This window comes from Kitasatospora sp. NPDC098663, assembly GCF_044760075.1.
Taxonomy (GTDB): Bacteria; Actinomycetota; Actinomycetes; order Streptomycetales; family Streptomycetaceae; genus Kitasatospora.
Window position 1 is genome coordinate 58,355 of record NZ_JBIWAP010000007.1, and the last position, 22,774, is coordinate 81,128.

At 71.6% G+C, this 22,774-nt stretch carries 24 protein-coding genes; 11 read left to right on the plus strand and 13 right to left on the minus strand.

Going from position 1 to position 22,774, the window contains the following annotated elements; genetic code table 11:
* Positions 1 to 115 precede the first annotated feature (115 nt).
* Complete coding sequence (locus ACIQVZ_RS09740; RefSeq protein ID WP_402448515.1) at positions 116 to 889, minus strand: TetR/AcrR family transcriptional regulator; 774 nt, start codon at positions 887 to 889, stop codon at positions 116 to 118.
* A 102-nt stretch (positions 890 to 991) separates the two neighbouring features.
* Between ACIQVZ_RS09740 and ACIQVZ_RS09745 the strand changes: the two genes are divergently transcribed.
* The 5 genes from ACIQVZ_RS09745 to ACIQVZ_RS09765 all read left to right on the plus strand — a co-directional run bounded on the left by ACIQVZ_RS09745 (position 992) and on the right by ACIQVZ_RS09765 (position 4,615).
* Positions 992 to 2,218, plus strand: coding sequence for an FAD-dependent oxidoreductase (locus tag ACIQVZ_RS09745; protein WP_402448518.1), 1,227 nt, complete (start codon positions 992 to 994; stop codon positions 2,216 to 2,218).
* 323 nt (positions 2,219 to 2,541) lie between these two features.
* Complete coding sequence (gene gcvH / locus ACIQVZ_RS09750) at positions 2,542 to 2,937, plus strand: glycine cleavage system protein GcvH (protein ID WP_402448519.1); 396 nt, start codon at positions 2,542 to 2,544, stop codon at positions 2,935 to 2,937.
* A gap of 245 nt (positions 2,938 to 3,182) precedes the next feature.
* Positions 3,183 to 3,974: a hypothetical protein gene (locus ACIQVZ_RS09755; protein ID WP_402448522.1), complete on the plus strand. Its 792-nt coding sequence runs from the start codon at positions 3,183 to 3,185 to the stop codon at positions 3,972 to 3,974.
* 36 nt (positions 3,975 to 4,010) lie between these two features.
* A complete protein-coding gene (locus ACIQVZ_RS09760) occupies positions 4,011 to 4,361 on the plus strand; it encodes a hypothetical protein (protein ID WP_402448524.1) in 351 nt (116 codons plus the stop codon).
* Entirely contained in the window at positions 4,358 to 4,615 is a 258-nt protein-coding gene (locus ACIQVZ_RS09765; protein WP_402448527.1) for a hypothetical protein, read from the plus strand. The genes ACIQVZ_RS09760 and ACIQVZ_RS09765 overlap by 4 nt, the downstream gene beginning before the upstream one ends.
* 48 nt (positions 4,616 to 4,663) lie before the next feature.
* Here the strand turns inward: ACIQVZ_RS09765 and mqnP are convergent, their stop codons facing one another.
* Positions 4,664 to 5,560 (minus strand): menaquinone biosynthesis prenyltransferase MqnP, encoded by an 897-nt coding sequence (mqnP, locus tag ACIQVZ_RS09770; RefSeq protein WP_402448530.1) that lies wholly within the window; start codon positions 5,558 to 5,560, stop codon positions 4,664 to 4,666.
* On the minus strand, positions 5,557 to 7,014 hold the full coding sequence (locus ACIQVZ_RS09775) for a menaquinone biosynthesis decarboxylase (RefSeq protein ID WP_371518335.1): 1,458 nt from the start codon (positions 7,012 to 7,014) through the stop codon (positions 5,557 to 5,559). Before ACIQVZ_RS09775 ends, mqnP begins: the two co-directional genes overlap by 4 nt.
* A 90-nt stretch (positions 7,015 to 7,104) precedes the next feature.
* Between ACIQVZ_RS09775 and ACIQVZ_RS09780 the strand changes: the two genes are divergently transcribed.
* The 4 genes from ACIQVZ_RS09780 (at position 7,105) to ACIQVZ_RS09795 (ending at position 10,702) form a co-directional block, all read left to right on the plus strand.
* On the plus strand, positions 7,105 to 7,512 hold the full coding sequence (locus ACIQVZ_RS09780) for a PLD nuclease N-terminal domain-containing protein (RefSeq protein WP_350878466.1): 408 nt from the start codon (positions 7,105 to 7,107) through the stop codon (positions 7,510 to 7,512).
* Between the two features lie 451 nt (positions 7,513 to 7,963).
* On the plus strand, positions 7,964 to 9,565 hold the full coding sequence (locus ACIQVZ_RS09785; protein WP_063348880.1) for an acyl-CoA carboxylase subunit beta: 1,602 nt from the start codon (positions 7,964 to 7,966) through the stop codon (positions 9,563 to 9,565).
* Positions 9,566 to 9,648: 83 nt separating this feature from the next.
* A complete protein-coding gene (locus tag ACIQVZ_RS09790; protein ID WP_063348879.1) occupies positions 9,649 to 9,858 on the plus strand; it encodes an acyl-CoA carboxylase subunit epsilon in 210 nt (69 codons plus the stop codon).
* A 226-nt stretch (positions 9,859 to 10,084) separates the two neighbouring features.
* Positions 10,085 to 10,702 carry a ScbR family autoregulator-binding transcription factor gene (locus ACIQVZ_RS09795; RefSeq protein ID WP_350878465.1) on the plus strand — a complete coding sequence of 206 codons (618 nt, stop codon included), beginning with the start codon at positions 10,085 to 10,087 and terminating at the stop codon, positions 10,700 to 10,702.
* A 40-nt stretch (positions 10,703 to 10,742) separates the two neighbouring features.
* Here ACIQVZ_RS09795 and ACIQVZ_RS09800 read toward each other — a convergent pair whose 3' ends face one another.
* A complete protein-coding gene (locus ACIQVZ_RS09800) occupies positions 10,743 to 11,369 on the minus strand; it encodes a ScbR family autoregulator-binding transcription factor (protein ID WP_350878464.1) in 627 nt (208 codons plus the stop codon).
* Positions 11,370 to 11,719: 350 nt separating this feature from the next.
* On the opposite strand from ACIQVZ_RS09800, the gene ACIQVZ_RS09805 reads away from it, so the two are divergent.
* Positions 11,720 to 12,826 (plus strand): ScbA/BarX family gamma-butyrolactone biosynthesis protein, encoded by a 1,107-nt coding sequence (locus ACIQVZ_RS09805; protein WP_402448535.1) that lies wholly within the window; start codon positions 11,720 to 11,722, stop codon positions 12,824 to 12,826.
* Between the two features lie 43 nt (positions 12,827 to 12,869).
* Here the strand turns inward: ACIQVZ_RS09805 and ACIQVZ_RS09810 are convergent, their stop codons facing one another.
* The 7 genes from ACIQVZ_RS09810 to hemL form a co-directional block, all read right to left on the minus strand.
* Positions 12,870 to 13,274 (minus strand): hypothetical protein, encoded by a 405-nt coding sequence (locus ACIQVZ_RS09810; RefSeq protein ID WP_402448537.1) that lies wholly within the window; start codon positions 13,272 to 13,274, stop codon positions 12,870 to 12,872.
* A gap of 122 nt (positions 13,275 to 13,396) precedes the next feature.
* Positions 13,397 to 14,521, minus strand: coding sequence for a c-type cytochrome biogenesis protein CcsB (ccsB, locus tag ACIQVZ_RS09815; protein ID WP_402448539.1), 1,125 nt, complete (start codon positions 14,519 to 14,521; stop codon positions 13,397 to 13,399).
* A 3-nt stretch (positions 14,522 to 14,524) separates the two neighbouring features.
* Positions 14,525 to 16,291: a cytochrome c biogenesis protein ResB gene (locus ACIQVZ_RS09820; RefSeq protein ID WP_402448542.1), complete on the minus strand. Its 1,767-nt coding sequence runs from the start codon at positions 16,289 to 16,291 to the stop codon at positions 14,525 to 14,527.
* 2 nt (positions 16,292 to 16,293) lie between these two features.
* Entirely contained in the window at positions 16,294 to 17,067 is a 774-nt protein-coding gene (locus ACIQVZ_RS09825; protein WP_350878456.1) for a cytochrome c biogenesis protein CcdA, read from the minus strand.
* Entirely contained in the window at positions 17,064 to 17,669 is a 606-nt protein-coding gene (locus ACIQVZ_RS09830; RefSeq protein WP_350878455.1) for a TlpA disulfide reductase family protein, read from the minus strand. Before ACIQVZ_RS09830 ends, ACIQVZ_RS09825 begins: the two co-directional genes overlap by 4 nt.
* Before the next feature lie 162 nt (positions 17,670 to 17,831).
* Positions 17,832 to 18,479 carry a histidine phosphatase family protein gene (locus ACIQVZ_RS09835; RefSeq protein WP_079136296.1) on the minus strand — a complete coding sequence of 216 codons (648 nt, stop codon included), beginning with the start codon at positions 18,477 to 18,479 and terminating at the stop codon, positions 17,832 to 17,834.
* A gap of 72 nt (positions 18,480 to 18,551) precedes the next feature.
* Positions 18,552 to 19,880, minus strand: a complete 1,329-nt coding sequence (gene hemL, locus ACIQVZ_RS09840; RefSeq protein ID WP_402448544.1) for a glutamate-1-semialdehyde 2,1-aminomutase — start codon at positions 19,878 to 19,880, stop codon at positions 18,552 to 18,554.
* A gap of 292 nt (positions 19,881 to 20,172) precedes the next feature.
* On the opposite strand from hemL, the gene ACIQVZ_RS09845 reads away from it, so the two are divergent.
* A complete protein-coding gene (locus tag ACIQVZ_RS09845) occupies positions 20,173 to 20,802 on the plus strand; it encodes a hypothetical protein (protein WP_371518320.1) in 630 nt (209 codons plus the stop codon).
* A gap of 65 nt (positions 20,803 to 20,867) precedes the next feature.
* Here the strand turns inward: ACIQVZ_RS09845 and ACIQVZ_RS09850 are convergent, their stop codons facing one another.
* Positions 20,868 to 21,359: a MarR family transcriptional regulator gene (locus tag ACIQVZ_RS09850; RefSeq protein WP_350878453.1), complete on the minus strand. Its 492-nt coding sequence runs from the start codon at positions 21,357 to 21,359 to the stop codon at positions 20,868 to 20,870.
* A gap of 63 nt (positions 21,360 to 21,422) precedes the next feature.
* Positions 21,423 to 22,715, minus strand: coding sequence for a glycosyltransferase family 39 protein (locus ACIQVZ_RS09855; protein ID WP_402448547.1), 1,293 nt, complete (start codon positions 22,713 to 22,715; stop codon positions 21,423 to 21,425).
* Positions 22,716 to 22,774 lie beyond the last annotated feature (59 nt).

Genomic DNA, 22,774 nt, shown 5'->3' on the forward strand with positions numbered 1-22,774 from the left:
CCCCCGTCCGAGCCCCGGCTCCCCGGCTCCGCCCGGCGAGCCGGGGCTCGGCGCTTTCCGGGAGACACGTCCCAGGCCCTGTCCGGGGAACGGATCAGGCAGTCTCCCGGCGCCGCTACGGCAGGGCGACCGCCCGCAGGTAGGCCTCGGCGAAGAGGTCGATGGACTCCTCCAGCGAGGGCAGTCCGGCGCCGAGCACCGGTTCGTGGACCGGCCGCAGCAGGATGTGGTTGATCAGCGGGCCGAACAGCAGCTGGCCCAGCACCGGGAGCGGCAGCGGCCGCAGCCGTCCGGCCTCGACGTGCGGCAGCAGCAGCCGGCCGAGGCCGTCGAACAGTCGCGGCAGGTGGGCCGCCATCATCCGGGAGGCGGGGCCGTCCGGCCGGGCGAACAGGTCGGCGAAGACCGCCGGCATGACCCGGGGCCGGCGGTCGAAGGCCGCGGCGAAGGCGCGGTGAAGTGCCCGGACGGTGCCCTCCAGGCACTCCGGCGGGTTCGCGGCGAGCGCTTCCAGGTCCGGCAGCGGGCCGTACTGGAGGAAGACGGCGGTGAGCAGGCCGTCCCGGCCCTCGAAGACGGTGTGCAGGCTGGGCAGCGAGCACTCGGCGCGGTCCGCCACGGCGTCCAGGGTGACCCCGCCCAGGCCGCGTTCGGCCACCAGCCCGGCCGCCGCCGCGATCGCGCGCTCCCGTACCGGCGGCCGTCCGCCCGGGTCGACGCCCGCCTGCCGGACCGCCTCGTCCAGCGGTGCCCGGCAGCCGCCGAGCCTGCGCAGCAGGGTACTGCGGGAGATTCCGGCCGTCGCGGCGATCGCCGTCAGCGGGACGTCCGCGACGTCCTGGCCCCGGTCCTTCGCCGCCGCGAGGGCGGCCGCCACCAGATCCTTCATGTGAAGCAGCATACTACTTGACACCTGAGACGGTTCCAGAGACTCTATCAATGTAAGTTCCACACGGAAGGTGATCAACCGAGCACAGCAAGGGAGAGAGCCATGAGCGTCGTGATCTCCGGGGGCGGACCGGCCGGAATGATGTTGGGCCTGCTGCTGGCCCGGGCGGGTGTCGAGGTGACCGTGCTGGAGAAGCACGGGGACTTCCTGCGGGACTTCCGCGGCGACACCGTCCACGCCTCCACCGTGCGACTGATGGACGAACTCGGCCTCGGCCGGAAGTTCGCCGCGCTGCCGCAGAGCCGGCTCGGCAACCTGGTGGTGCCGGTGCCCGGCGTCGGCCAAGTCCCGCTGAGCGCCTACGACCGGCTGCCCGCGCCGTACAACTACATCGCGATGATGCCGCAGTGGGACCTGCTCAACTTCCTGGTCGAGGAAGCCCGGCAGGAGCCCACCTTCACCCTGCGGATGAACACCGAGGCCACCGGACTGATCCAGGAGGGCGGCCGGGTGGCCGGCGTGCGCTACCGCACCCGGGACGGTGAGCAGGGCGAGCTCCGCGCCGACCTCACCGTCGGCACCGACGGCCGGCACTCCACCCTGCGCAAGGCGGCCGGGCTGGTGGCCGAGGAGTACCCGGTGCCCTTCGACGTCTGGTGGTTCCGCCTGCCCCGGCACGCGGAGGAGCAGGCCGTGCCGCCCAGCCTCGTCGCCGGCTTCGGCGACGGCGAGGTGGCCCTCAGCATCGCCCGCGACGGCTACTTCCAGATCGCCTACTTCAAGCCCAAGGGCTCCGACCCGCAGCTGCGCGCCGAGGGCGTGGAGCGCTTCCGCGAGCGGATCGCCCGGCTGCTGCCCCAATACGCCGACCGCGTCGACCAGTTGGCGGGCATGGACGACGTCCACATGCTCGACGCCCGGCTCAACCGGCTGGACCGCTGGTACACCGACGGGCTGCTGCTGATCGGCGACGCCGCCCACGCGATGTCCCCGGCCGGCGGGGTCGGCATCAACCTCGCCATCCAGGACGCCGTCGCGGCCGCCACCCTGCTCGCCGAGCCGCTGCTGCGCGGCCGCCCGACCACCGCCGCGCTCGCCCGGGTGCAACGGCGGCGCCAGATGCCGACGGTGGTCATCCAGCGGCTGCAGCGGATCCTGCACGGCGTGATGTTCGTCCCGGCGCTCACCGGCCGGCGGTCCGGCCCGCCGATGGGATTCGCCGCGCTCGTCCGCCACGTCCCGGTGGTCCGGCTGGGCATCTCCCGCCTGATCGCCTTCGGCCCCCGCCCCGAACACGCCCCGGCCTTCGCCCGACGCCCCATGGCGTAGCCGCCCGCCGCACGGTCAGGGTCGGGCTGGACCGCACGGTCGACCAGTCGCTCCGGCTCTCCGCACCCGAGGCCTTCGGCGGGTACGTGCGGGACTGGACGACGGCCGACCTGGAACACCGCATCAGCTCGGCGGCAGCTCCACTACCCGATGTACGAGACGCCGGTGGCGCCGGCCACCGCGCTGGAGTCCTTCCCGCGCGACTGACACCCGCCTTCACCCGAGCGGGCGAGCTTCCCGTCGAGGGGTGGGGGCCTGTAGCAGGCTCCTCCACATGACTGACGATCCGTCAGCACAGTCACCTCGACCTCGCGGAGATCCCCATGACCGACGTCCCGAAAGACCTCAAGTACACCAAGAACCACGAGTGGGTACGGACCACCGGAAAGGACAAGGCCCAGGTGGGCATCACCGATTTCGCGCAGAAGCAGCTCGGTGACATCGTCTTCATCGACATCCCCACCGTGGGAAGGAAGCTCGAAGCCGAGGAGGCCTTCGGCACGGTGGAGTCGGTCAAGGCCGTGAGCGACATCTTCATGCCGCTCACCGGAACGGTCACCGCGATGAACGAGGGCCTGAACGACGAAGCCGAGCTGGCCAACACCGACCCGTACGGTGACGGCTGGATCGTCGAGCTCACCGTGGCCAAACCCGACGAGCTGAAGCAACTGCTCACGGCCGCCCAGTACGAGGCCTACATCTCCGACCGTTCGGAGTAGCCGCCCCGGCCCTTGTGCACGGGAAGTCGGAGCCGCCGACTTCCCGTACACAAGGGCCGCCCGGTCAGGTGGCGGGGGCCGGGCCCCGGGCCCCCGATCGACTGTCGCCAACCGGATTGACGATCAATCGGCGCGCGAAGCACTTGGGAGCGCAAGCGAGTTGGCGCGCGCCCGGTAGACGCTGGCGCATGGACCCGAGACCCGTGCGCATTGGGCGTCTCATACTTCTCGCCTACGTTCGAGGCATGACAGAGAAGCGAGTTGATGAAGCATCACTTGTGCTGGTGGTCGGCGCCTCCGGAACGGTCGGGCGACACGTCGGGCTGCAGCTCGCCGCCGCCGGGGTGCGGGTGAGGACGCTGACACAGCAGGCCCTGCTCGACCCGTCGACACTGGAGGCGGCGGTCCAGGGGGCGGGCGCGGTGCTGCTGGGGTGGCCGTTCGCGGAGGCGGACGGGGCGACGGACGTGGTGGGGGTGCTGGCCCGGGACGTCGGGCGGGTGGTGTTCCTGTCGTCGGCGGCCGTCCGGGCCGAGGACGAGGTGGAAGCGCTGCTCGCCGGGAGCGGGGTACCGCACACGGTGCTGCGGGCGCACGGGTTCGCCGCCGCGCTCCAGTGGGTGGAGGAGATCCGCTCCGGGGGCGCCGTACACGGCTACGGCGGCGCGGCCGGACTGAACCCGGTGGACGAACGGGACATCGCGGCGGTCGCCGTCCGCGCCCTCACCGAGGACGGCCACGACGGCGCGCACTACCTGCTCACCGGCCCGGAGTGCCCCACCCAGGCGGAACAGGTGGGCATCATCGGCGAGGCCGCCGGCCGCCCGGTGACGTGGCAGGAGATCCCCCGCGAGGCGGCCAGGCACCGGATGCTCGCCAACCGCCAGCCCCAGGGCGCCGTCGACGGCGCCCTGGACTTCATCCACGCCCGCATCACCACCCCGAACCCGGCCACCACGACGGTCCGGGACCTCACCGGCCACCCGCCCCGCAACTTCCGCACCTGGGCCACGGATCACGCCGCCCTGTTCCGCTGACCCGGCTAGGCTCGGACGAGACGAGAGGAGCGCCCTGTGAGCCAGCCGGTGTCGAATGGAGCCGAACTCATCCCTCGACCTGAGAAGACCCCTGCGGCGATCAAGGCCGCGCTCGCCGTGCTGGCTGCCGACCGACTTCCGGAGATGGTGGAAGGGCAGACCAGAGCCATGGCGGCCGCCATCGAGGCAGGCAGCGTCAACCCGATCCGCGCGTTCGTCGCCCACTGGGCCGCCGTGGTGGAGATCGAACGGGTTCCGGCCACGGCACTGGCCTACCACCGGGCGAACTACCTGGCCAACCACGCGGCAACCGCTGAGGAGTGCCGCCGACACGCCACGGAGGTCGCCGTGCTGTACCGGTCCGCCTTCTCGGCGGTGAACGGGTGAGCTGGAGCTGGGAGTACCTGCCCAGCGAGGAGCATGTCACCGGCGGGGCACCGGCTGGTTTCCTCGCGGCAGTCGAGCAGAAGGCCGCCGAACTGGTTCGGGCAGCCGAGGCGCTCTACCTGGATGGCACCACGTACGAGGGCAGCGGCGAGCCCATGCAGTGCCTCGACGTCGCTGGAGGACTGATCAGTTACTACATCGTTCCCCGGCTCGAACTCGTCGTCGTCTGCCAGCTGACCCCGCCGCTCACCTGATCCAGGTCTCCCAAGGCGACGGGGTCCACGCAAGTGGCTCCGCGGGACTCAGACCCCGATCCCTCGGATGACGAGGTCCAGCAGGGCGAAGACGAACAGCGAGATGCCCACGAACCCGTTGGTCTGGAAGAACGCCCGGTTGAGCTTCGACAGGTCGTTCGGCTTGACGATGGTGTGCTCGTAGACGAACGCCCCCGCGACGACGGCCAGGCCGACCCAGAACGCCGCGCCGGCGTGCGTCAGGAGCGCGAACCATCCCAGCAGGAGCGTGGTCACGACGTGGCACACCCGCGCGCCCCAGATGGCCGCCGGGATGCCGAAGCGGGCCGGCACCGACCGCACCTTGCCGTGCCGGTCGGACTCGACGTCCTGGCAGGCGTAGATGAGGTCGAAGCCGCCGATCCACACGCCGACCGCGACGCCCAGCACGAGGGCGTCCCACGACCAGGTGCCGGTCACCGCGAGCCAGGCGCCGACCGGGCCCATGGCCTGGGCGAGGCCCAGGATGGCCTGCGGGAAGTCGGTGAAGCGCTTACCGTACGGGTAGACCACCATCGGCACGACGGCGACCGGCGCGAGCGCCAGGCAGAGCGGGTTGAGCATCGCCGCCGCGCCGAGGAAGACGATCAGCGCCACGGCCGATCCGGCGTACGCCGTCTTCAGCGACACCGCACCCGTGACGAGTTCGCGCGAGGCCGTGCGCGGGTTCCGGGCGTCGATCTCGCGGTCGATGATCCGGTTGGCGGCCATGGCGAAGGTGCGCAGGCCGACCATGCAGACGGTGACGATGAACAGCTCGCCCCAGTGCACCCGCTTGTCGGCGAGGAACATGGCCGTCAGCGCGGCGGTGTAGGCGAAGGGCAGGGCGAAGACCGAGTGCTCGATCATCACCAGGCGCAGGAAGGCCTTCGTGCGCCCGGGCGTCTCGACAGCGGCCGTGCTCACAGTCCGTACTCCTTCCAGCGGCGGGACACCAGGGCGGCCGTGGCCGGGTCCGACTCGACCATCTCGGGCCACCCGCCGTCCCGGGTGTACCCCTCCTCGGGGAGCTTGCGGGTCGCGTCGATGCCCGCCTTGCCGCCCCAGAACTGCTGGTAGGAGGCGTGGTCGAGGTGGTCGACCGGGCCCTCGACGACGGTGAGGTCGCGGCTGTAGTCGACGTTGCCGAAGGCCCGCCAGGCGACCTCCTGGTAGTCGTGCACGTCGCAGTCGGAGTCCACCACGATGATCAGCTTGGTCAGCGACATCATGTGGGCGCCCCAGATGGCGTGCATCGTCTTCTGGGCGTGCTTGGGGTACTTCTTGTCGATCGAGACGATCACGCAGTTGTGGAAGCCGCCGGCCTCGGGCAGGTCGTAGTCGACGATGTCCGGGATGATGATCTTCAGCAGCGGCAGGAAGAACCGCTCGGTGAACTTGCCCAGCGGGCCGTCCTCGGTCGGCGGGCGGCCGACCACGATGGACTGGAGGATCGGGCGGCGGCGCATCGTCACGCAGTCGATCTTCAGCGCCGGGAACGGCTCCTGCGGGGTGTAGAAGCCGGTGTGGTCGCCGAACGGGCCCTCGGGGAGCATCTCGCCGGGCTCCAGCCAGCCCTCCAGCACCACCTCGGCGTCGGCCGGGACCTGGAGCGGGACGGTCTTGCAGTCGACCATCTTCACCCGCTCCCCGGCGACGAAGCCGGCGAACAGGTACTCGTCGATGTCGCCGGGCAGCGGCGCGGTGGCCGCGTAGGTCACGGCGGGCGGGCAGCCGAAGGCGATCGCGACCGGCAGCCGCTCGCCGCGCTTCGCGGCCACCGCGTAGTGGTTGCGGCTGTCCTTGTGGATCTGCCAGTGCATGCCGATGGTGCGGCGGTCGTGCCGCTGGAGCCGGTAGAGCCCGAGGTTGCGGATGCCGCTGTCCGGGTCCTTGGTGTGGGTGAGGCCCAGGTTGAAGAAGGAGCCGCCGTCCATCGGCCAGGTGAACAGGGCGGGCAGCTCGTCCAGGTTGACGTCGTCGCCGGTGAGCACGACCTCCTGGACCGGCGCGTCACCGGACTTCACGTGCCGGGGCGGCACGTGCGCCATCGAGGCGAGCTTGCCGAAGGCGTCCCGGAAGCCGGTGAAGCCCTGCGGCAGCTCGGGCTTGAGCAGGCCGGCGATCTTCTCCGCGATGTCGTCCGGGCCCTTGAGGCCGAGTGCCTTGGCGAGGCGCCGCTCGGTGCCGAAGACGTTCATCGCGAGCGGCATCGTCGAGCCCTTGACGTTCTCGAAGAGCAGCGCGGGGCCCTTGGCCTTCTGGACCCGGTCGACGATCTCCCCGATCTCCAGGTGCGGGTCCACCTCTGCCTTGATGCGCTTGAGGTCGCCCTCACGGTCGAGTGCCCGCAGGAACGAGCGGAGATCGTCGTATGCCATGCCTGTCAGTATCCGCCACCGGATAGCCTGGCTCCGTCAAGGGCCCCGGGAAGGCACCCGCCCCGACCGCCCCGCAGGGAGATCGCCGCCGTGCTGAGAATTCTTCTGACCATCGTCCTTCCGCTCGCGCTCTGGGTGTGGGCGTTCATCGACTGCCTGACCACGCCCGAGGACCAGGTGAAGCACCTGCCCAAGCCGGTGTGGGTGCTCATCGTGCTGCTGTTCCCGCCGGTGGGCCCGATCGCCTGGCTGGTGGCCGGCAAGCAGCGCGGCCTCCTGCGGACCGGTGCTCCCGACGACGCCGACGGCCGTCCGGGGCAGCCGGTCCGGCGCGACGGCCGCCCGCTCGCACCGGACGACGACCCCGAATTCCTCGCCTCGTTGAAGAAGAGCGACAAGGATCACGAGGACATGCTGAAGCAGTGGGAGGCCGATCTGCGCCGCCGCGAGCAGGAGCTGCGGGGCGAGGACGAGCCCGAGGACGGCCGAAAGAGCTGATCGGAGCCACTGGGGGGATCCCCCGGACAGCCCACCCGGACGGCACCGGGTGGGCTGCGGTGTTTTTGGCGCTTCCCTACGACTCGGCGCCCTCTAGCACGGATCCGCACCGGTGCCCGACCGGACTTGAGCGGGGCTTGAGCAAAGCGCAAGAGAGCCGCCCTACATTACTGAACGACGGCCCTGACCTGCACTTTTCTTCATGTTCAGATCATCGGACCATCACCTGACCGACAGCCCCCGGTATGCGAACGGACACCCAGTGCTCCGGCTTCGACACCACCGCTTCTGTGCAGGCCTGACATCTAAACGGACCTGACCTTGTACGGAATCGACGCCGAAACCAACGCACGGCCCCTCGTACAGTCATAAGTGAAGAAAGTGATTCGCAGCCGGGGGCACAGCAGACGTTGGCTGTCGGACAGTTCCCTCACCCTTGGAGTGGTTCGAGATGACGGTTGTGCATGAGGCGCCAGTCGACGGCGAGGTCCCCGAGGTCGCGGCCGACGCCCGCGGGCGGGTCGCCGAGCTGCACGAACTGCGCGAGAAGGTGCGGCGCGGCCCCAGCGAGAAGGCCACCGAGGCCCAGCACGCGAAGGGCAAGCTGACCGCCCGCGAGCGCATCGACCTGCTGCTGGACGAGGGCTCCTTCCGCGAGGTCGAGCCGCTGCGCCGGCACCGCGCCCAGGGCTTCGGCCTGGAGGCGAAGAAGCCGCACACCGACGGCGTGATCGTCGGCTGGGGCACCGTGCACGGGCGGACCGTCTTCACCTACGCGCACGACTTCCGGATCTTCGGCGGCGCGCTGGGCGAGGCCCACGCGCAGAAGATCCACAAGATCATGGACATGGCCATCGCGGCCGGAGCACCCCTGGTCTCCCTCAACGACGGCGCCGGCGCCCGTATCCAGGAGGGCGTCACCGCCCTCGCCGGCTACGGCGGCATCTTCCAGCGCAACACCAAGGCCTCCGGCGTCATCCCGCAGATCTCCGTCATGCTCGGCCCCTGCGCCGGCGGCGCCGCCTACTCCCCCGCGCTGACCGACTTCGTCTTCATGGTCCGCGAGACCTCCCAGATGTTCATCACCGGACCCGACGTCGTCCAGGCCGTCACCGGCGAGAAGATCACCCAGAACGGCCTCGGCGGCGCCGACGTCCACGCCGGCGTCTCCGGCGTCTCCCACTTCGTCTACGACGACGAGCAGTCCTGCATCGAGGAAGTCCGCTACCTCCTCTCCCTGCTCCCCCAGAACAACCGCGAGATGCCGCCCCCCGCCGTCAACGACGACCCCGTCGAGCGCCGCAACGACACCCTCCTCGACCTCGTCCCCGCCGACGGCAACCGCCCCTACGACATGCGCAAGGTCATCGAGGAGATCGTCGACCACGGCGAATACCTCGAAGTCCACGAACGCTGGGCCACCAACGTCCTGTGCGTCCTGGCCCGCATCGACGGCCACGTCACCGGCATCATCGCCAACCAGCCCCAGTCCCTCGCCGGCGTCCTCGACATCAACGCCAGCGAGAAGGCCGCCCGCTTCGTCCAGATGTGCGACGCCTTCAACATCCCCCTCGTCACCATGCTCGACGTCCCCGGCTTCCTGCCCGGCGTCGACCAGGAGCACGACGGCATCATCCGCCACGGCGCCAAGCTCCTCTACGCCTACTGCAACGCCACCGTGCCCCGCATCCAGCTCATCCTGCGCAAGGCCTACGGCGGCGCCTACATCGTCATGGACTCCCGCTCCATCGGCGCCGACCTCTCCTACGCCTGGCCCACCAACGAGATCGCCGTCATGGGCGCCGAAGGCGCCGCCAACGTCATCTTCCGCCGCGACATCAACGCCGCCGAAGACCCCGACGCCATGCGCGCCCAGAAGATCAAGGAATACAAGAACGAACTGATGCACCCGTACTACGCGGCCGAACGCGGCCTCGTCGACGACGTCATCGACCCCGCCGAGACCCGCCAGGTGATCGCCTCCGCCCTGGCCATGCTCCGCACCAAGCACGCCGACCTGCCCAGCCGCAAGCACGGCAACCCGCCGATGTGACGCCCGCGCCCACGCGCGGCCCGCAGCACGCAGTTCCGAGCGACCACCACACACCACAAGCCACCGGGGGAGAAAACCAGACCATGACTGCTTCCGCCGAACCCCTCGTCCGTATCGTCCGCGGCTCGCTCTCCGACGAGGAGCTGGCCGCCCTCACCGCCGTGCTGATGGCCCGGGCGGCCGTCGCGCAGCAGGCCGCCGCGACCGCGCAGGTCGAGCCGATCGCCAACTGGCAGCGCCTGGAGCGCCGCCCGGCCTACTACTCGCCGGTCAGCTGGCAGCAGGCCGCCTGACGGCCCGGGTCCTCCCGCGACGGCCGGTCACCCCACCCGGGTGGCCGGCCTTCCGGCCTTCCCGGCGGCCGGAGCCACCGGGCCAGGCCGGTCCGACCACCGGGTGTCCGTTCCGCCCCGGCGCGGCTCGGTAGAATACCTACTGGACGGTATGCGGCCCGCCGCCCCGTCGGCCCCCATAGGATCGGCCGCTGCCGATGGACCAGAACTATCCAGGGAGGCTGCGATGGCCAGGCAGGCCCGCGCGCTGGCGACCCGCCAGACGGTACTCCTCGCGGCGGCCGAGGTGTTCGACGAGCGGGGCTACGCCGCCGCCACGATGTCCGAGATCCTGGACCGGGCCGGTGTCACCAAGGGCGCGCTGTACTTCCACTTCCGCTCCAAGGAGGAGCTGGCGCTCGCCGTCATCGAGGGGCAGGGCGCCTGGCTGGGCACCTGGCAGCCGTCCTCGGACAGCCCGGTCCAGACCCTGATCGACCTCGGGTACGCCTTCGCCCACGCCCTCCAGGACGACCCGCTGGTGCGCGGCAGCATCCGGCTGACGATCGAGCACGGCAGCTTCACCCAGCCGCAGATCGCCGCCTACCAGGGCTGGTCCGACGTGGCCCGCGGGCTGCTGGAACGCGCCCGGGACGCCGGGGACCTCCACCCGGGGATCGACCTGGCGGCCGCCGCCGGGGTGATCACCGGGGCCGTCACCGGGATCCAGCTGAGCTCCCAGGTACTGACCGACCGGCGGGACCTCATCCAGCGGATGTCCGACCTGTGGACGCTGGTGCTGCCCGGCCTGGTCCAGCCGCACGCGCTCGCCCGGCTGAGCGTCGCCGAACGCGTGCCCTCCTAGGGGCTCCGGGGGCTTTCCGCCCCGGGCCGCCCGGGGCCACTCAGAGCCGGTAGCCGGCGCAGTGCTCCACCGCCACCAGGGCCGGCAGCGCGGCCGCCCAGAGCCGGGCGACGGCCTCCGGCCCGGGCCGGTCGGCCTCCTCGGCGGCGAGCAGTACCTGGCCGGCCGCCATCGTCGTCAGCAGTTCGGCGGCGGCCCGGCGGTCCAGCCCGGGGCGCAGCTCGCCGGCCTCGGCGGCGCGGTCGAGCAGCCGGTGGACGACGGCGGTGAGGCTGCGCCAGGCGGCGTCCGCGCCGGGCGGGCCGTCCGGGGTGTCGGCCCGGGGCGGGCCCTGGCGGCCGAGCCGGACGCCGGCCCGGACCATCACGTCCTCGCGCAGCAGCCGGGCGAGTTCGTGCGAGAAGTCGATCAGTCCCTGGAGGGCCGGTCCGCCGGAGCGCAGGGCGCGCAGCGCGGCCGAGCCGACCTCGCGCCCGGCGGCGGCGCGCACGCCGTCGGCGAGGGCCTGCTTGGAGACGAAGTGGAAGTAGAGGGCGCCCTTGCTCACCCCGGCCCGGCGGCTGATGTCGACCAGGCTGGCGGCCTCGAAGCCCACGCCGGCGAACGTGTCCGCCGCGGCGAGCAGCACGGCACGCCTGGTCCGCCCCGCACGTTCCTGCTTGACCACTGGCCCCCTCCGGACTCGGCCGGACGCGTTTCCCCCCGCCCGCCCCGCTGCTGTCGGCGCGCCGCCGTTGGGGGCGACGCCTCGCATGCGGACGGCGCCGACCGAAACCGCATGGTTGGTATCTAATCTAGCTCCTTCGCGGACCCCGCCGTCCAGTGGGGAGCACCCCCACCCCGGGCCTGCCGCCCCCCGGGCGGCCATTACCCCAGTCCAGGGGAGGGGTAGCGTGGTCGCGTCGGGCTGCGCGGCAGGGGCCACCCCAGACGCAGAAGAGAAACCGGGTGGTCTGTATGTTTTATCTCAGGCGACCGTACCGGCCGCTCGACCGTCACCCTGGAGTGGGGCCCGTCATGCCATTGATCGTAGAGCCGGACGCCCACGGTCCGTACGCCCACCCCGGTCCCGGCTACGACTTCCACGAGCGGACCGTCTCCCGCCACCTGGTGCACCGCACCTCGGTGTCCGAGGTGTTCCTCACCGGCTGGCAGGCCACCGGTCCGTACGACTTCCTGCTCGGCGCCCAGTGGCCCCGGCTGCACGCCTTCTACCGCCTGCCCGGGGACCGCTTCCACGACCCGGTGCTGATGGCCGAGACCATCCGGCAGGCCGGGCTGCTGATCGGCCACGCCGGCTTCGGGGTGCCGCGCGGCCACCACTTCGTCATGGAGGACCTCTCCTACGCGCTCGGCCCGGACGGGCTGCGCGGCCTGGCCGTCACCACCGGACCGGCCTCGCTGATGCTCGCGGTCGGCTGCGAGGACGTCCGGATGCGGCACGGCCGGCTGGTCTCGCTGCGGGTGCACATCGACATATCCCGGGACGGCCACCCGATCGGCCACGGCTCCGGCCAGTTGCGGGTCGTCTCCCCCGCCTCCTACGCCCGGCTGCGCGGCCCCGAGCGGCAGACCGCCGCCCTGCCCCGGCCGCCCGCGCCCACCGCGCCCGAACTGGTCGGCCGCGCACAGCCCACGGACGTCGTGCTCAGCCCCACCCTGCGGCCCGACACCTGGCTGCTGCGCACCGACGCCGGGCACCCGGTGCTGTTCGACCACGAGCTGGACCACGTGCCCGGGATGCTGGTACTGGAGGCCGCCCGGCAGGCCGCCCAGCGGCTGCGCCACCCCGAACCGGTGGTGCCGGTCGAGCTGGTGACGTCCTTCGACCACTACATCGAGCTGGACCGGCCCTGCCTCGTCCAGGCGGTCCACGAGCAGGCGCCGGACGGCCGCCGGCTGCCCGTCCGGGTGCTGCTGGTCCAGGACGGGCGGACGGCGGCCGACTGCCGGCTGCTCACCGAACCGATCGACGGGCCCGCCGACGGATCGGCGGACAGGCCGGCCGACAGACGGGGTGACAGACCGGGCGAGCCGCCGACGGTACCCGCCCGGCGGGAGGCCTTCGACGACCACCCCGCCGGCCAGGGCATCGGCAGCCCCCGGCTACCGCTGGCCAGTTGAACCGGCCTCCCCTGAGCGCCCCCTGGGCCCCCTTGGCCGCCCGCTAGGCGGCGACCAGCGCCGACGGCCGACCCGCGTGCATCACGCTGAGGTTGGTGGCCAGCCGGACCGGGTCCTGGGCCAGCCAGAGCCGCAGCGCCGCGCCCAGCATCGCGCTGGCCGACTCGATCCGGACCTCGGTGACCTGCGCGATCCGCGCCGCGCCGGGCACCAGCAGGTCGGCCAGCGGGGTCGGCAGCCAGACCGTCAGCGCGCACGGCGCCGGCGCCGCCAGGGCGCCCAGCAGACGGTAGGCGTCCCCCGGCGAGCTGAGCGTGGGGATGATGTCCAGCAGGCCGTCGGCCACCACCTCGGACACGTCGCTGCGGTGTCCCTGGGCGAGCCGGCGGAGCAACGTGCGCTCGGCGGCGGTGATTCGGACGGTCAGCATGACCTCGTCGCACTCCATTGCGCGATTTCCTCCTCGTTCCTCCCCGTGCCGGCCGGCGGCCGGCACGAACTACCCCTGTCGCACCTCGGCCCGGCTACCTTCTGCGGAGAGCCGGGCCGGTGGGTGACTGTGTGCCCCGGTCAGATCCCCGCGTAGGAGTGCTTGCCGGTGACGAAGATGTTCACGCCGTAGTAGTTGAAGAGCCAGCAGGCGAAGGCCGCCAGCGCCAGGTAGGCCGCCTTGCGGCCCTTCCAGCCGGCCGTCGCGCGGGCGTGCAGGTAGCAGGCGTAGGCGACCCAGGTGATGAACGACCAGGTCTCCTTCGGGTCCCACTCCCAGTACTTGCCCCAGGCCGCCTCGGCCCAGATCGCGCCCGCGATGATGGTGAAGGTCCAGAGCGGGAAGACCAGGGCGTTGATCCGGTAGGACAGCTTGTCGAAGGTGGACGCGGCGGGCAGCCGGCGCCAGATCGACGCCGGGGTGCCCAGCGGGCCGGTGGTCAGGCCGGCCGCGATCCGCTTGTCGAAGGAGTCCTTGCCGAGGTACAGCAGCGTGGCGATGAACGCCGCGTAGAAGGCGCCGCCGCAGAAGATCGCGGTCGAGACGTGGATCGCCAGCCACGGCGAGTGCAGCGCCGGGACGAGCTGCTCGGAGTCGGTGTAGAGCACCGTGGTGGCGATGCCGAGGGTCAGCAGCCCCGCGAGCACGACCGGCAGGCCGAGCCAGCGGACGTTCTTCTTCGAGGCCAGCAGCACCAGGTACGCCGCCGTCATGGCGAAGGCGAAGGCGCAGGAGAACTCGTACATGTTGCCCCACGGCCAGCGGGAGACCGAGAGGCCGCGGGTGACGATGCCGCCGGCGTGCAGCAGGGCGCCCAGCACGGTGAGCGAGACCGCGATCCGGCCGGCCAGGTCGGCGCGGGTGCTGTTGCCCGCCGCGCCCGGACCGTCCTCCTCGTCCGCGCCGCGCCCGCTGGTGACCACCGTCGCGCCCTCGCCCGCCAGGGCGGTGCGGGTGAGCGTGGTGGTGCCGCCACCGGCCCCCGCCACGGTGACGGTGACCTTCTTCGCGCCCTTGGTCCCGGCGACGGTCTCGGACAGACTGCCCGACTGCTCCGTCGAGCGGACGGCGACGGCGCCCTTGCTGCCGAAGGTCCACTCGATCATGTGGGCGAACATGGCGAGCGTGTAGACCACCATCGCCGAATAGATCAGCTTGTTGGAGAGGTCGGCCAGCTGTGGGTCGACCCCCGAGGCGAGATGCACCGTCTACTCCTTGGAGTTCTGGTCGGCAGGGACTGCGGGTTCTGCGGGTGCGTCCGAAGCCGCGGGGCCTTCGGCTGTGGGGCCTTCGGGCGCGGGGCCTTCGGGTGCGGCGTCGTCCTCGTCCTCCGACGCCGGGGCGTCGTCCTGGAGGTCCACCGCGAGTTCGGCCAGCTCCTCGGCGATCTTCGCCGACTCACTGCGGGCCAGACCGGCCAGCTCCACCTGGGTGCCGCCGCCCGGCAGGGCGACCGCGCGCACCCAGATCCGGCGGCGCTGCACGAACAGCGAGCCGATCAGGCCGAGGATCGCCAGCACCGCACCGGTCAGGGCGATCGTGTTGCCCGGGCGGTGCGAGACGTTGAAGCTGGCCCACTGCTTGTAGCCCTCGAAGGTGACGCTGCCGTAGCCGTCCGGCAGGTCCCAGGCCTGGCCGGGCTTGAGCCGGGCCTTGGCGGGCTGGCCGTCCTGGGTCAGCTGGGTCAGCTTGCGGGTGTTGAGCTGGTAGATGTTCTGCGGCAGGCCGGAGTCGGTGCCCAGGTCGCCCGCGAAGGCGTTCAGCACCAGCTCGGGGGCGGCGTCGCCGGGGAAGAGCGAGACCGGGCCGGTGCCCTCGAAGCTCAGCGGCGCCGTCGGCAGGAAGAAGCCGGAGAAGCCCATCTGGGTCGAGCTGCCGTCCGGTCCGACGCCGTAGTCGGAGACCTTCACGACACCGGTCGAGGTCAGGTTGCCGTCCTGCGGCAGGAACGGCACGGCGCCCCGGTAGACGACGTCGCCCTTGCCGTTCTTGACGGTGATGACCGGGGCGTAGCCGTGACCGATCAGGAAGACCTTGCTGCCGCCGATCTCCAGCGGGTGGTTGACCTCGATCGTGCCCTGCTTGAGCTTCGAGGTGTCCTCGCCCGCCGTGTACTCGACGTTCGCGGTGAACTGCCGGGCGGCGCCGATCTGGTCGCCCTTGTCCTGGAACTTGGCGGTGAAGCCGTTCAGCTTCAGGTAGAACGGGTCGAGGTCCTCGGTGCCGTAGAACCGCGTGCCGTTGAAGTCGTCGAGCTGGGTGATGGTGTTGGAGTAGCCCTCGCCCTCGACCATCAGCTTGCCGCCGGTGCCGGACGCCAGGCTGGCCCAGGCGAAGCCGCCGAGCAGCGCGAACAGCGACATGTGGAAGAGCAGGTTGCCGACCTCGCGCAGGTAGCCCTTCTCGGCGGCCACCGAGCCGCCGGCCAGGTTGGCGCGGAACCGGCGCTTGCGCAGCAGCCGGTGGGCGGCGGCGTTCACCGCGTCGGCGTCCGCCTCGGTGCGCCAGGCCGCGTAGACCGGCATCCTGGTCAGGTTGCGCGGCGCGGTGGGCGGCTGGGCCCGCAGCACGCCGACGAACTGCCAGGTGCGCGGGACGATGCAGCCGGCCAGCGAGACGAACAGCAGGATGTAGATCGCGGAGAACCAGACCGAGCTGTAGACGTCGAACAGCTGGAGCTTCTCGTAGATCGGCGCGACCGTGGTGTGGTGCGTCTTCCACGCCTCGACCTTGAGCAGGCCCTGGCCGTTCTGGTACTGCGGGATCAGCGAGCCCGGGATGGCGGCCAGCGACAGCAGGAAGAGCAGGATCAGCGCGACCCGCATCGAGGTCAGCTGGCGCCACATCCAGCGCGCCCAGCCCAGCACCCCTATGCCGGTCGGGCCCTCGGACTCGACCGGCGCGGTGCTGAGCCGCTCGGCGGCCGCGTCGTCCGGCGCCTGGGGCAGCTCGGCCTCGGTCGTGGTCTTGCTCACGGTCAGATTCCGATCGAGAAGTCGGCGGTCCAGGACTGCAGTTCGCTCATCGTGGAGTCCCAGACCCCGGTGACGAGCAGCAGACCGACCGCGACGAGCATGCCGCCGCCGATCCGCATGACGAGCGGGTAGTGCCGCTTGACCCAGCCGAAGGCACCCAGTGCCCGGCGGAAGGCGAGCGCGGCCACGATGAACGGTACGCCCAGACCGAGGCAGTAGAAGGTCATCAGCAGGGCGCCGCGCTGCGCGTCGGCCTGGTTCAGGGCCAGGTTCTGGACGGTCGCCAGGGTCGGGCCGATGCAGGGCGTCCACCCGACGCCGAACACCACGCCGAGCAGCGGGGCGCCCCACAGGCCGACCGCCGGGCGGCGGTGGGAGCGCACCTCGCGCATGCTCAGGCCGGGGACGAGGCCCATGAAGGCGAGGCCCATGACGATGGTCAGCGCGCCGAGCACGATCGAGATGACCCGCTGGTGCTCCTTGAGGGTGTCGCCGAACTGGCCGAACAGCGCCCCGCCCGAGACGAACACCGCGGTGAAGCCGAGGATGAACAGCGTCGCCCCGAGCAGCATCCGGCCGCGCCGCGCACCGCGGGCGTCCGCGAGGTCGGCGGCGGAGAAGCCGGTCACGTACGACAGGTAGCCGGGGACGAGCGGCAGCACGCAGGGCGAGAAGAACGAGACCAGCCCGGCCGCCAGCGCGATCGGCGCGGCCACCAGCAGTGCCCCGCTCTGGAGGGTCCCGGTGTTGTCGGCGAGCTGTAGCGGCAGGCTCACTGCTTCGGCTCCGCGACCACCGGCTGGAGGATCGACTCCAGCGCGTCCTGGGTCGTGCCGCCGACGGCGCGGGCGGCCAGCTTGCCGTCGCGGTCGACGATCAGGGTGGTCGGGAGCGACTGCAGGCTGAGGCTGCCCTTGGGGAACTTGAGCAGCTGGGTGCCCGCCGGGTCGAAGATGCTCGGGTAGGTGACGCCCTGCTCCTGCTCGAAGCGGACGGCGTTGGTCTTGTCGCTGTCCCGGGTGTTGACGCCGAGGAACTGGACGCCCTGGTCCTTGTACTTCTCCGAGACGGCCTGGAGGCTCTTCGCCTCGGCCCGGCACGGCCCGCACCAGGAGCCCCAGACGTTCAGCACCACGACCTTGCCCTGGTAGTCCGAGAGCTTGGTCTGGCCGCCGTCCAGGGTCTGCCCGGAGATGTCCGGCGCGCTCCCGCGCTTGCCGATGTCCACCTTGGACAGGTTGGTCCCCTTGACGGTGACGAAGCCGACCTGGCCTTCGCCGCTGCCCGACGAGCCCGAGGAGGAACAGCCGGTGAGGACGAGCGCAGCGGCGGCGACTGTGGCGGCGGCTGCGGCGACACGGGGACGGGGGCGCGCCATGGCAGACATGTGAAAAGTTTCGCATGGAGTTCCGGGCAGGTTCGCCGGGGTCCTCCCTAGCGCGTCGCACCCCCTCTGACCTGTGACGGAGTCGGGCCGCCCGGTTCTCGCCGGGCGGCCCGATCCCATACTTACGCGGGGTTTACCAACGGCCCCGCGGGCTCACGCGCCGAAGCTCTTGCCCACCGGCTTGTCCTTGCCGCCCTTGCCGATCAGGTGCGCGGGCAGCAGGTCGCGGGCCGGCTCGCGGTAGCCGACCGAGACGATCTTGTCGCCCTCGAAGGTGAAGCTGGTCAGCGAGGCCAGCGAGCACTGCCGGCGGCGCGGGTCGTGCCAGAGCCGGCGGCGCTCGACGAAGGAGCGGACGATCCAGATCGGCAGCTGGTGGCTGACGCAGACCGCCTCGTGCCCGCGCGCGGCGTCCCGGGCGGCGCCGAGCGCGCCCATCATCCGCACCACCTGGTCGAGGTAGGGCTCGCCCCAGGAGGGCTTGAACGGGTTGGTGAGGTACTTCCAGTAGCCCGGGTTCCGCAGCGAGCCGTCGCCGACGCCGAAGGTCTTGCCCTCGAAGATGTTGTCCGCCTCGATCAGCCGCTCGTCCGCCGCGACGTCCAGGCCGTGCGCCTTGGCGATCGGCCCGGCGGTCTCCTGGGCCCGCTCCAGCGGGGACGCCACCACGTGGGTGATGTCCCGGCCGGCCAGGTCCTCGGCGACCCGCTCGGCCATCTCCCGGCCCAGCTCGGACAGCCGGTAGCCCGGCAGGCGCCCGTACAGGATGCCCTCCGGGTTGTGCACCTCACCGTGCCGCATCAGATGGACGACGGTGATCTCTTTGGCGCTCACTTCTCAGTACTCCTGGGGCTCGCAGGGATGGATCGGGGCCTAGACCGTGGCCGCGGCGGCCGCGCGGGCGGCGGCCGGAAGGGCGGCGGCGATCCGCTCGATCGCCCGCTCGTCGTGGGACGCCGAGACGAACCAGGACTCGAAGGCGGACGGCGGCAGGTAGACGCCCTCGGCGAGCATCGCGTGGAAGAAGGCGGTGAAACGGTACGCCTCCTGGGTCTTGGCCTCGTCGTAGTTGGTGACGGCGGCCTCGGTGAAGAACACCGAGAACATGTTCCCGGCGGTCTGCAGCCGGTGCGTCACGCCCTCCTTGGTGAGCGCCTGCGACACCAGGCCGGAGATCTCGGCGGCGACCTTGTCCACGGTCGCGTACACCTCGTCGGTGCAGCCGCGCAGCTGGGCCAGGCCGGCCGCGGTGGCGATCGGGTTACCGGACAGGGTGCCCGCCTGGTAGACCGGGCCGGCCGGGGCCAGGTGGGCCATCACGTCGGCGCGCCCGCCGAAGGCCGCGGCCGGGAAGCCGCCGCCCATGACCTTGCCGAAGGTCAGCAGGTCCGGCGCCCAGCCCTCGTTCGCCGCCTCCAGGCCGTACCAGCCGGCCTTGGAGACGCGGAAGCCGGTCATCACCTCGTCCGAGACGAACAGTGCGCCGTTCGTCCGGCAGAGCCGGGCCAGGCCCGCGTTGAAGCCGGGCAGCGGCGGGACGACGCCCATGTTGCCGGGCGAGGCCTCGGTGATCACGCAGGCGATCTCGCCCGGGTGGGCGGCGAAGGCCTGCTCGACGGCGGCCAGGTCGTTGTAGGGCAGCACGATGGTGTCGCCGGCCTGGGCGCCGGTGACGCCCGGGGTGTCCGGCAGGCCGAAGGTGGCCACGCCCGAACCGGCGGCGGCCAGCAGGGCGTCCACGTGGCCGTGGTAGCAGCCGGCGAACTTCACCACCTTCGCGCGCCCGGTGAAGCCGCGGGCCAGCCGGATCGCGGACATGGTGGCCTCGGTGCCGGAGGAGACCAGGCGGACCTGCTCGACCGGGGCGACCCGGCCGACGATCTCCTCGGCCAGCTCGACCTCGCCCTGGCCGGGCGTGCCGAAGGAGGTGCCGCGGGTGACCGCCTGCTGGACGGCGTCGATCACCGCGGGGTGCGCGTGACCGAGGATCATCGGGCCCCACGAGCACACCAGGTCGACGTACTCGCGGCCGTCGGCGTCGGTGAGGTAGGGGCCGGTGCCGGACACCATGAAGCGCGGCGTGCCGCCGACCGCGCGGAAGGCGCGCACCGGGGAGTTGACGCCGCCGGGCGTCACGACGGAGGCGCGGTCGAACAGCGACTGGGACTGGGGGGCTTCGTAGGGGTAGCTCACGGGAGACATGGTCTCAAATCGTGTCCTTGAGCTCTGCATGTCGGACCCGATCATCTGGAACGATGATCCGGGCACCGTTGTCTGTACGGTTGTCCGTACAGACGGGGCCGCTGACTGCTCCGGAGCACGGACCAGTCAGACTGTGCACTCAGAGTGCGCAAGTGTTCCGGTTGTGTGCAGGGGTGTGGAGAGGACTGCCGCGTACCGCGAGTGGGTACGGCGGCGCATGACGGGTAAGGAGCACGTCCGGAGGGACGCCGGACGTGCGGGGGTCTGTCGATTCCGGCGAATTCCGGTGAGGATGGTCCGAGTGTCCGAGGCGCAGGACGGCTACGACGAGGCTGCGGGGGGCTCCCGCAGGCCCGCCGAAACCGCACGCGGGGGTAAGGGAGCGGGCACGGGTCGTGGCCGCCGCGGCGGCGAGAGGCGGGGTGAGGGACGCGTGGGGGTGACGTACAAGTACTTCGGCGCACCGGACCGCGCCACCGCCGCCAGAGTCCCCACCGCCCTCGGGCCCGGCGGGCTCGGCCTGGACGCCGGCGAACTCGGCTCGCTCGGGCGGCTCGGCGACCTGATGGAGACCAGCGGCTCCCCCAACGGCCACCTCTCCACCAAGATCAAGCCGGAGACCATGAGCGCCATGGTCCTCACCGGCATCCAGGGCGTCCCGCTGCACCAGGTCCCGCCGCTGGAACTCGTCGTGCTGCACCCCGACTACGCCGTCGTCCAACTCCCGCAGAACGTCGTCGAACCGCTCCGCAAGGCCGACGAGACCGAGCTCGGCGCCGCCGCCTTCATCTGGTCCACCGTCCCCGACCGGCGCGGACCGCGCGACGCCTTCGTGATCTACAGCATGCTGCACGAGTGGCAGGACTTCGCCAACCGCCTGCACGAGGCCGGGCACCAGCTGTACTGCCTGGTCTGGCCGTAGGACTTCCCGGAATCCTTCGCCCCGCCCGCCGAACGGCGGCCGGGGCGAGCGGATGTGACCTCGCGTCAGTTCGTCCGGGCGCGGCGGGCCCGCCGTACCGCCCGTTCGCTCTCCACCGGCTCCGCCAGCGGCCCGTCCACCAGGCGCGTCAGCGCTGACACGAACACGTCCCGCTCCGGGCCGGGCAGCGACTCCAACACCTCCCGGTGCACCCGGTCGGCGATCGCGGTGCCCCGCTCGACGACGCGCTCGCCCGCCTCGGTGACGGAGATGATCCTGGCCCGGCGGTCGGTCGCGGACGGGCGGCGCTCGGCCAGGCCCGCCTTCTCCAGCTCGTCCACGGTGACCACCATGGTGGTCTTGTCCAGGTCCGACAGCTCGGCCAGCTGGATCTGGGTGCGCTCGGTCTCCTGCGCGTGGAACAGCACGGAGTACGCGCGGGGGGTGATCCCGAGCTCGGTGAAGGCGGCCGCCATCCGGGTCGCCAGCACGTGGCTCGCGTGGTCCAGCAGGCCGGAGATGTCACGGATCTGGCGCACGGGCGGGGTCGTCGTCATACGTCCGAGATTAGCAACGGCCCGTCCACTGCCGGATGATCCCGTTGGCAACCAACCCCGGGTCTACGGGATGCCCAACTCGAACAGCGCATACCCCGCGTACCAGCCCGCCGCCAGCACCGGCATCGCGAGCAGGCCGACCAGCGAGGACGTCCGCACCCGGCGCAGCGCCACCGCCAGACCGATGAACAGCGGGAAGGCCGGCAGCAGGTAGCGCGAGATGTTGCCGAAGATCTGGTTGCTGCTCAGCGCGGTGGCGATGGTGAGCACCGTGTAGACCACCAGCACCAACGGCGGCCGGGTGCGCCACAGCAGCACCAGCAGTCCGGGCAGGGCCATCAGCAGGGCGATCGCGATCAGGTCCGGGGTGGGGTTGGACTGCCAGAAGTTCCAGTGCCCGGTGATCACGTCCATGATCGTGCGGACCGTGGAGGCGCCGCCGTCGAAGTAGCGGTTCCAGGCGCCCCGCTGGAGCTTGAAGTAGCCGCCCCAGTCGCCCATCCGGTAGCCGACCCAGACGACGTACCCGATCAGGCCCCACGGGGTGATCAGCATCGCGGTCAGCGGCCGGGCCACCCCGTCGGTGCGCCGGATCAGCGCCACCAGCGCGGCGATCGACACCGCGGCGATCAGCGCGGCGGCGGTCGGCCGGTTGAGGCCCGCCACCAGCGCCAGCACGCCGGCCGTCAGCCAGTGGCGGGTCATCACGCAGTAGCAGGCCCAGGCGGACAGCGCGACGAACAGCGAGTCCGAGTAGACCGCCCACTCCACCCCCGAACCCGGGAACAGGCCCCAGATCACCGCGGCGATCACGCCCGCCCGGAAGCCGCCGAGCCGCTCCGCGATCGCGAAGATCCCCGCCGCCGCGACGAGCGAGGCGATCACCGAGACGGCGATCCCGGAGCCGTACGGGCCGAGCCCGGTGACCGCGCCGACCAGCCGCATCAGCCACGGGTAGAGCGGGAAGAAGGCGGCCGAGTTCTCGTAGTAGGAGGCCAGCGGCCAGCCGTGCATCGGGAGCAGCTGCGGGTCGTAGCCGTTCTCGGCGATCCGCTGGTACCAGACGCCGTCCCAGGTGCCCAGCACGTCCCACGGCTGGGCGCCGCCACCGCGGCCCGGGTTCTTCTTGAGGTAGTCCCCGGTGTGCGACAGCAGCAGCATGAAGACCGTGAGACCGATGGCCTTGACCACCGCGTACGCCCCGAGCGCGGGCGCGAAGCGCTCCACCAGGGCGCCGAACCGCCCGGGCCGCCGGCCCGCCCGCTCCTCGGAGCGCTCCGCGGGCCGCTCCGCCGCCGGCGCCGCGGGCGCGCCGGGCTCGGTGCTGGACGACTCGGTGCTCGATGCCGTGCTCATCTGCTCTGGGTACTCCCCGCCACGCTGGTGGTCCGCGCGGCTACGGCGCAGCGATTTCA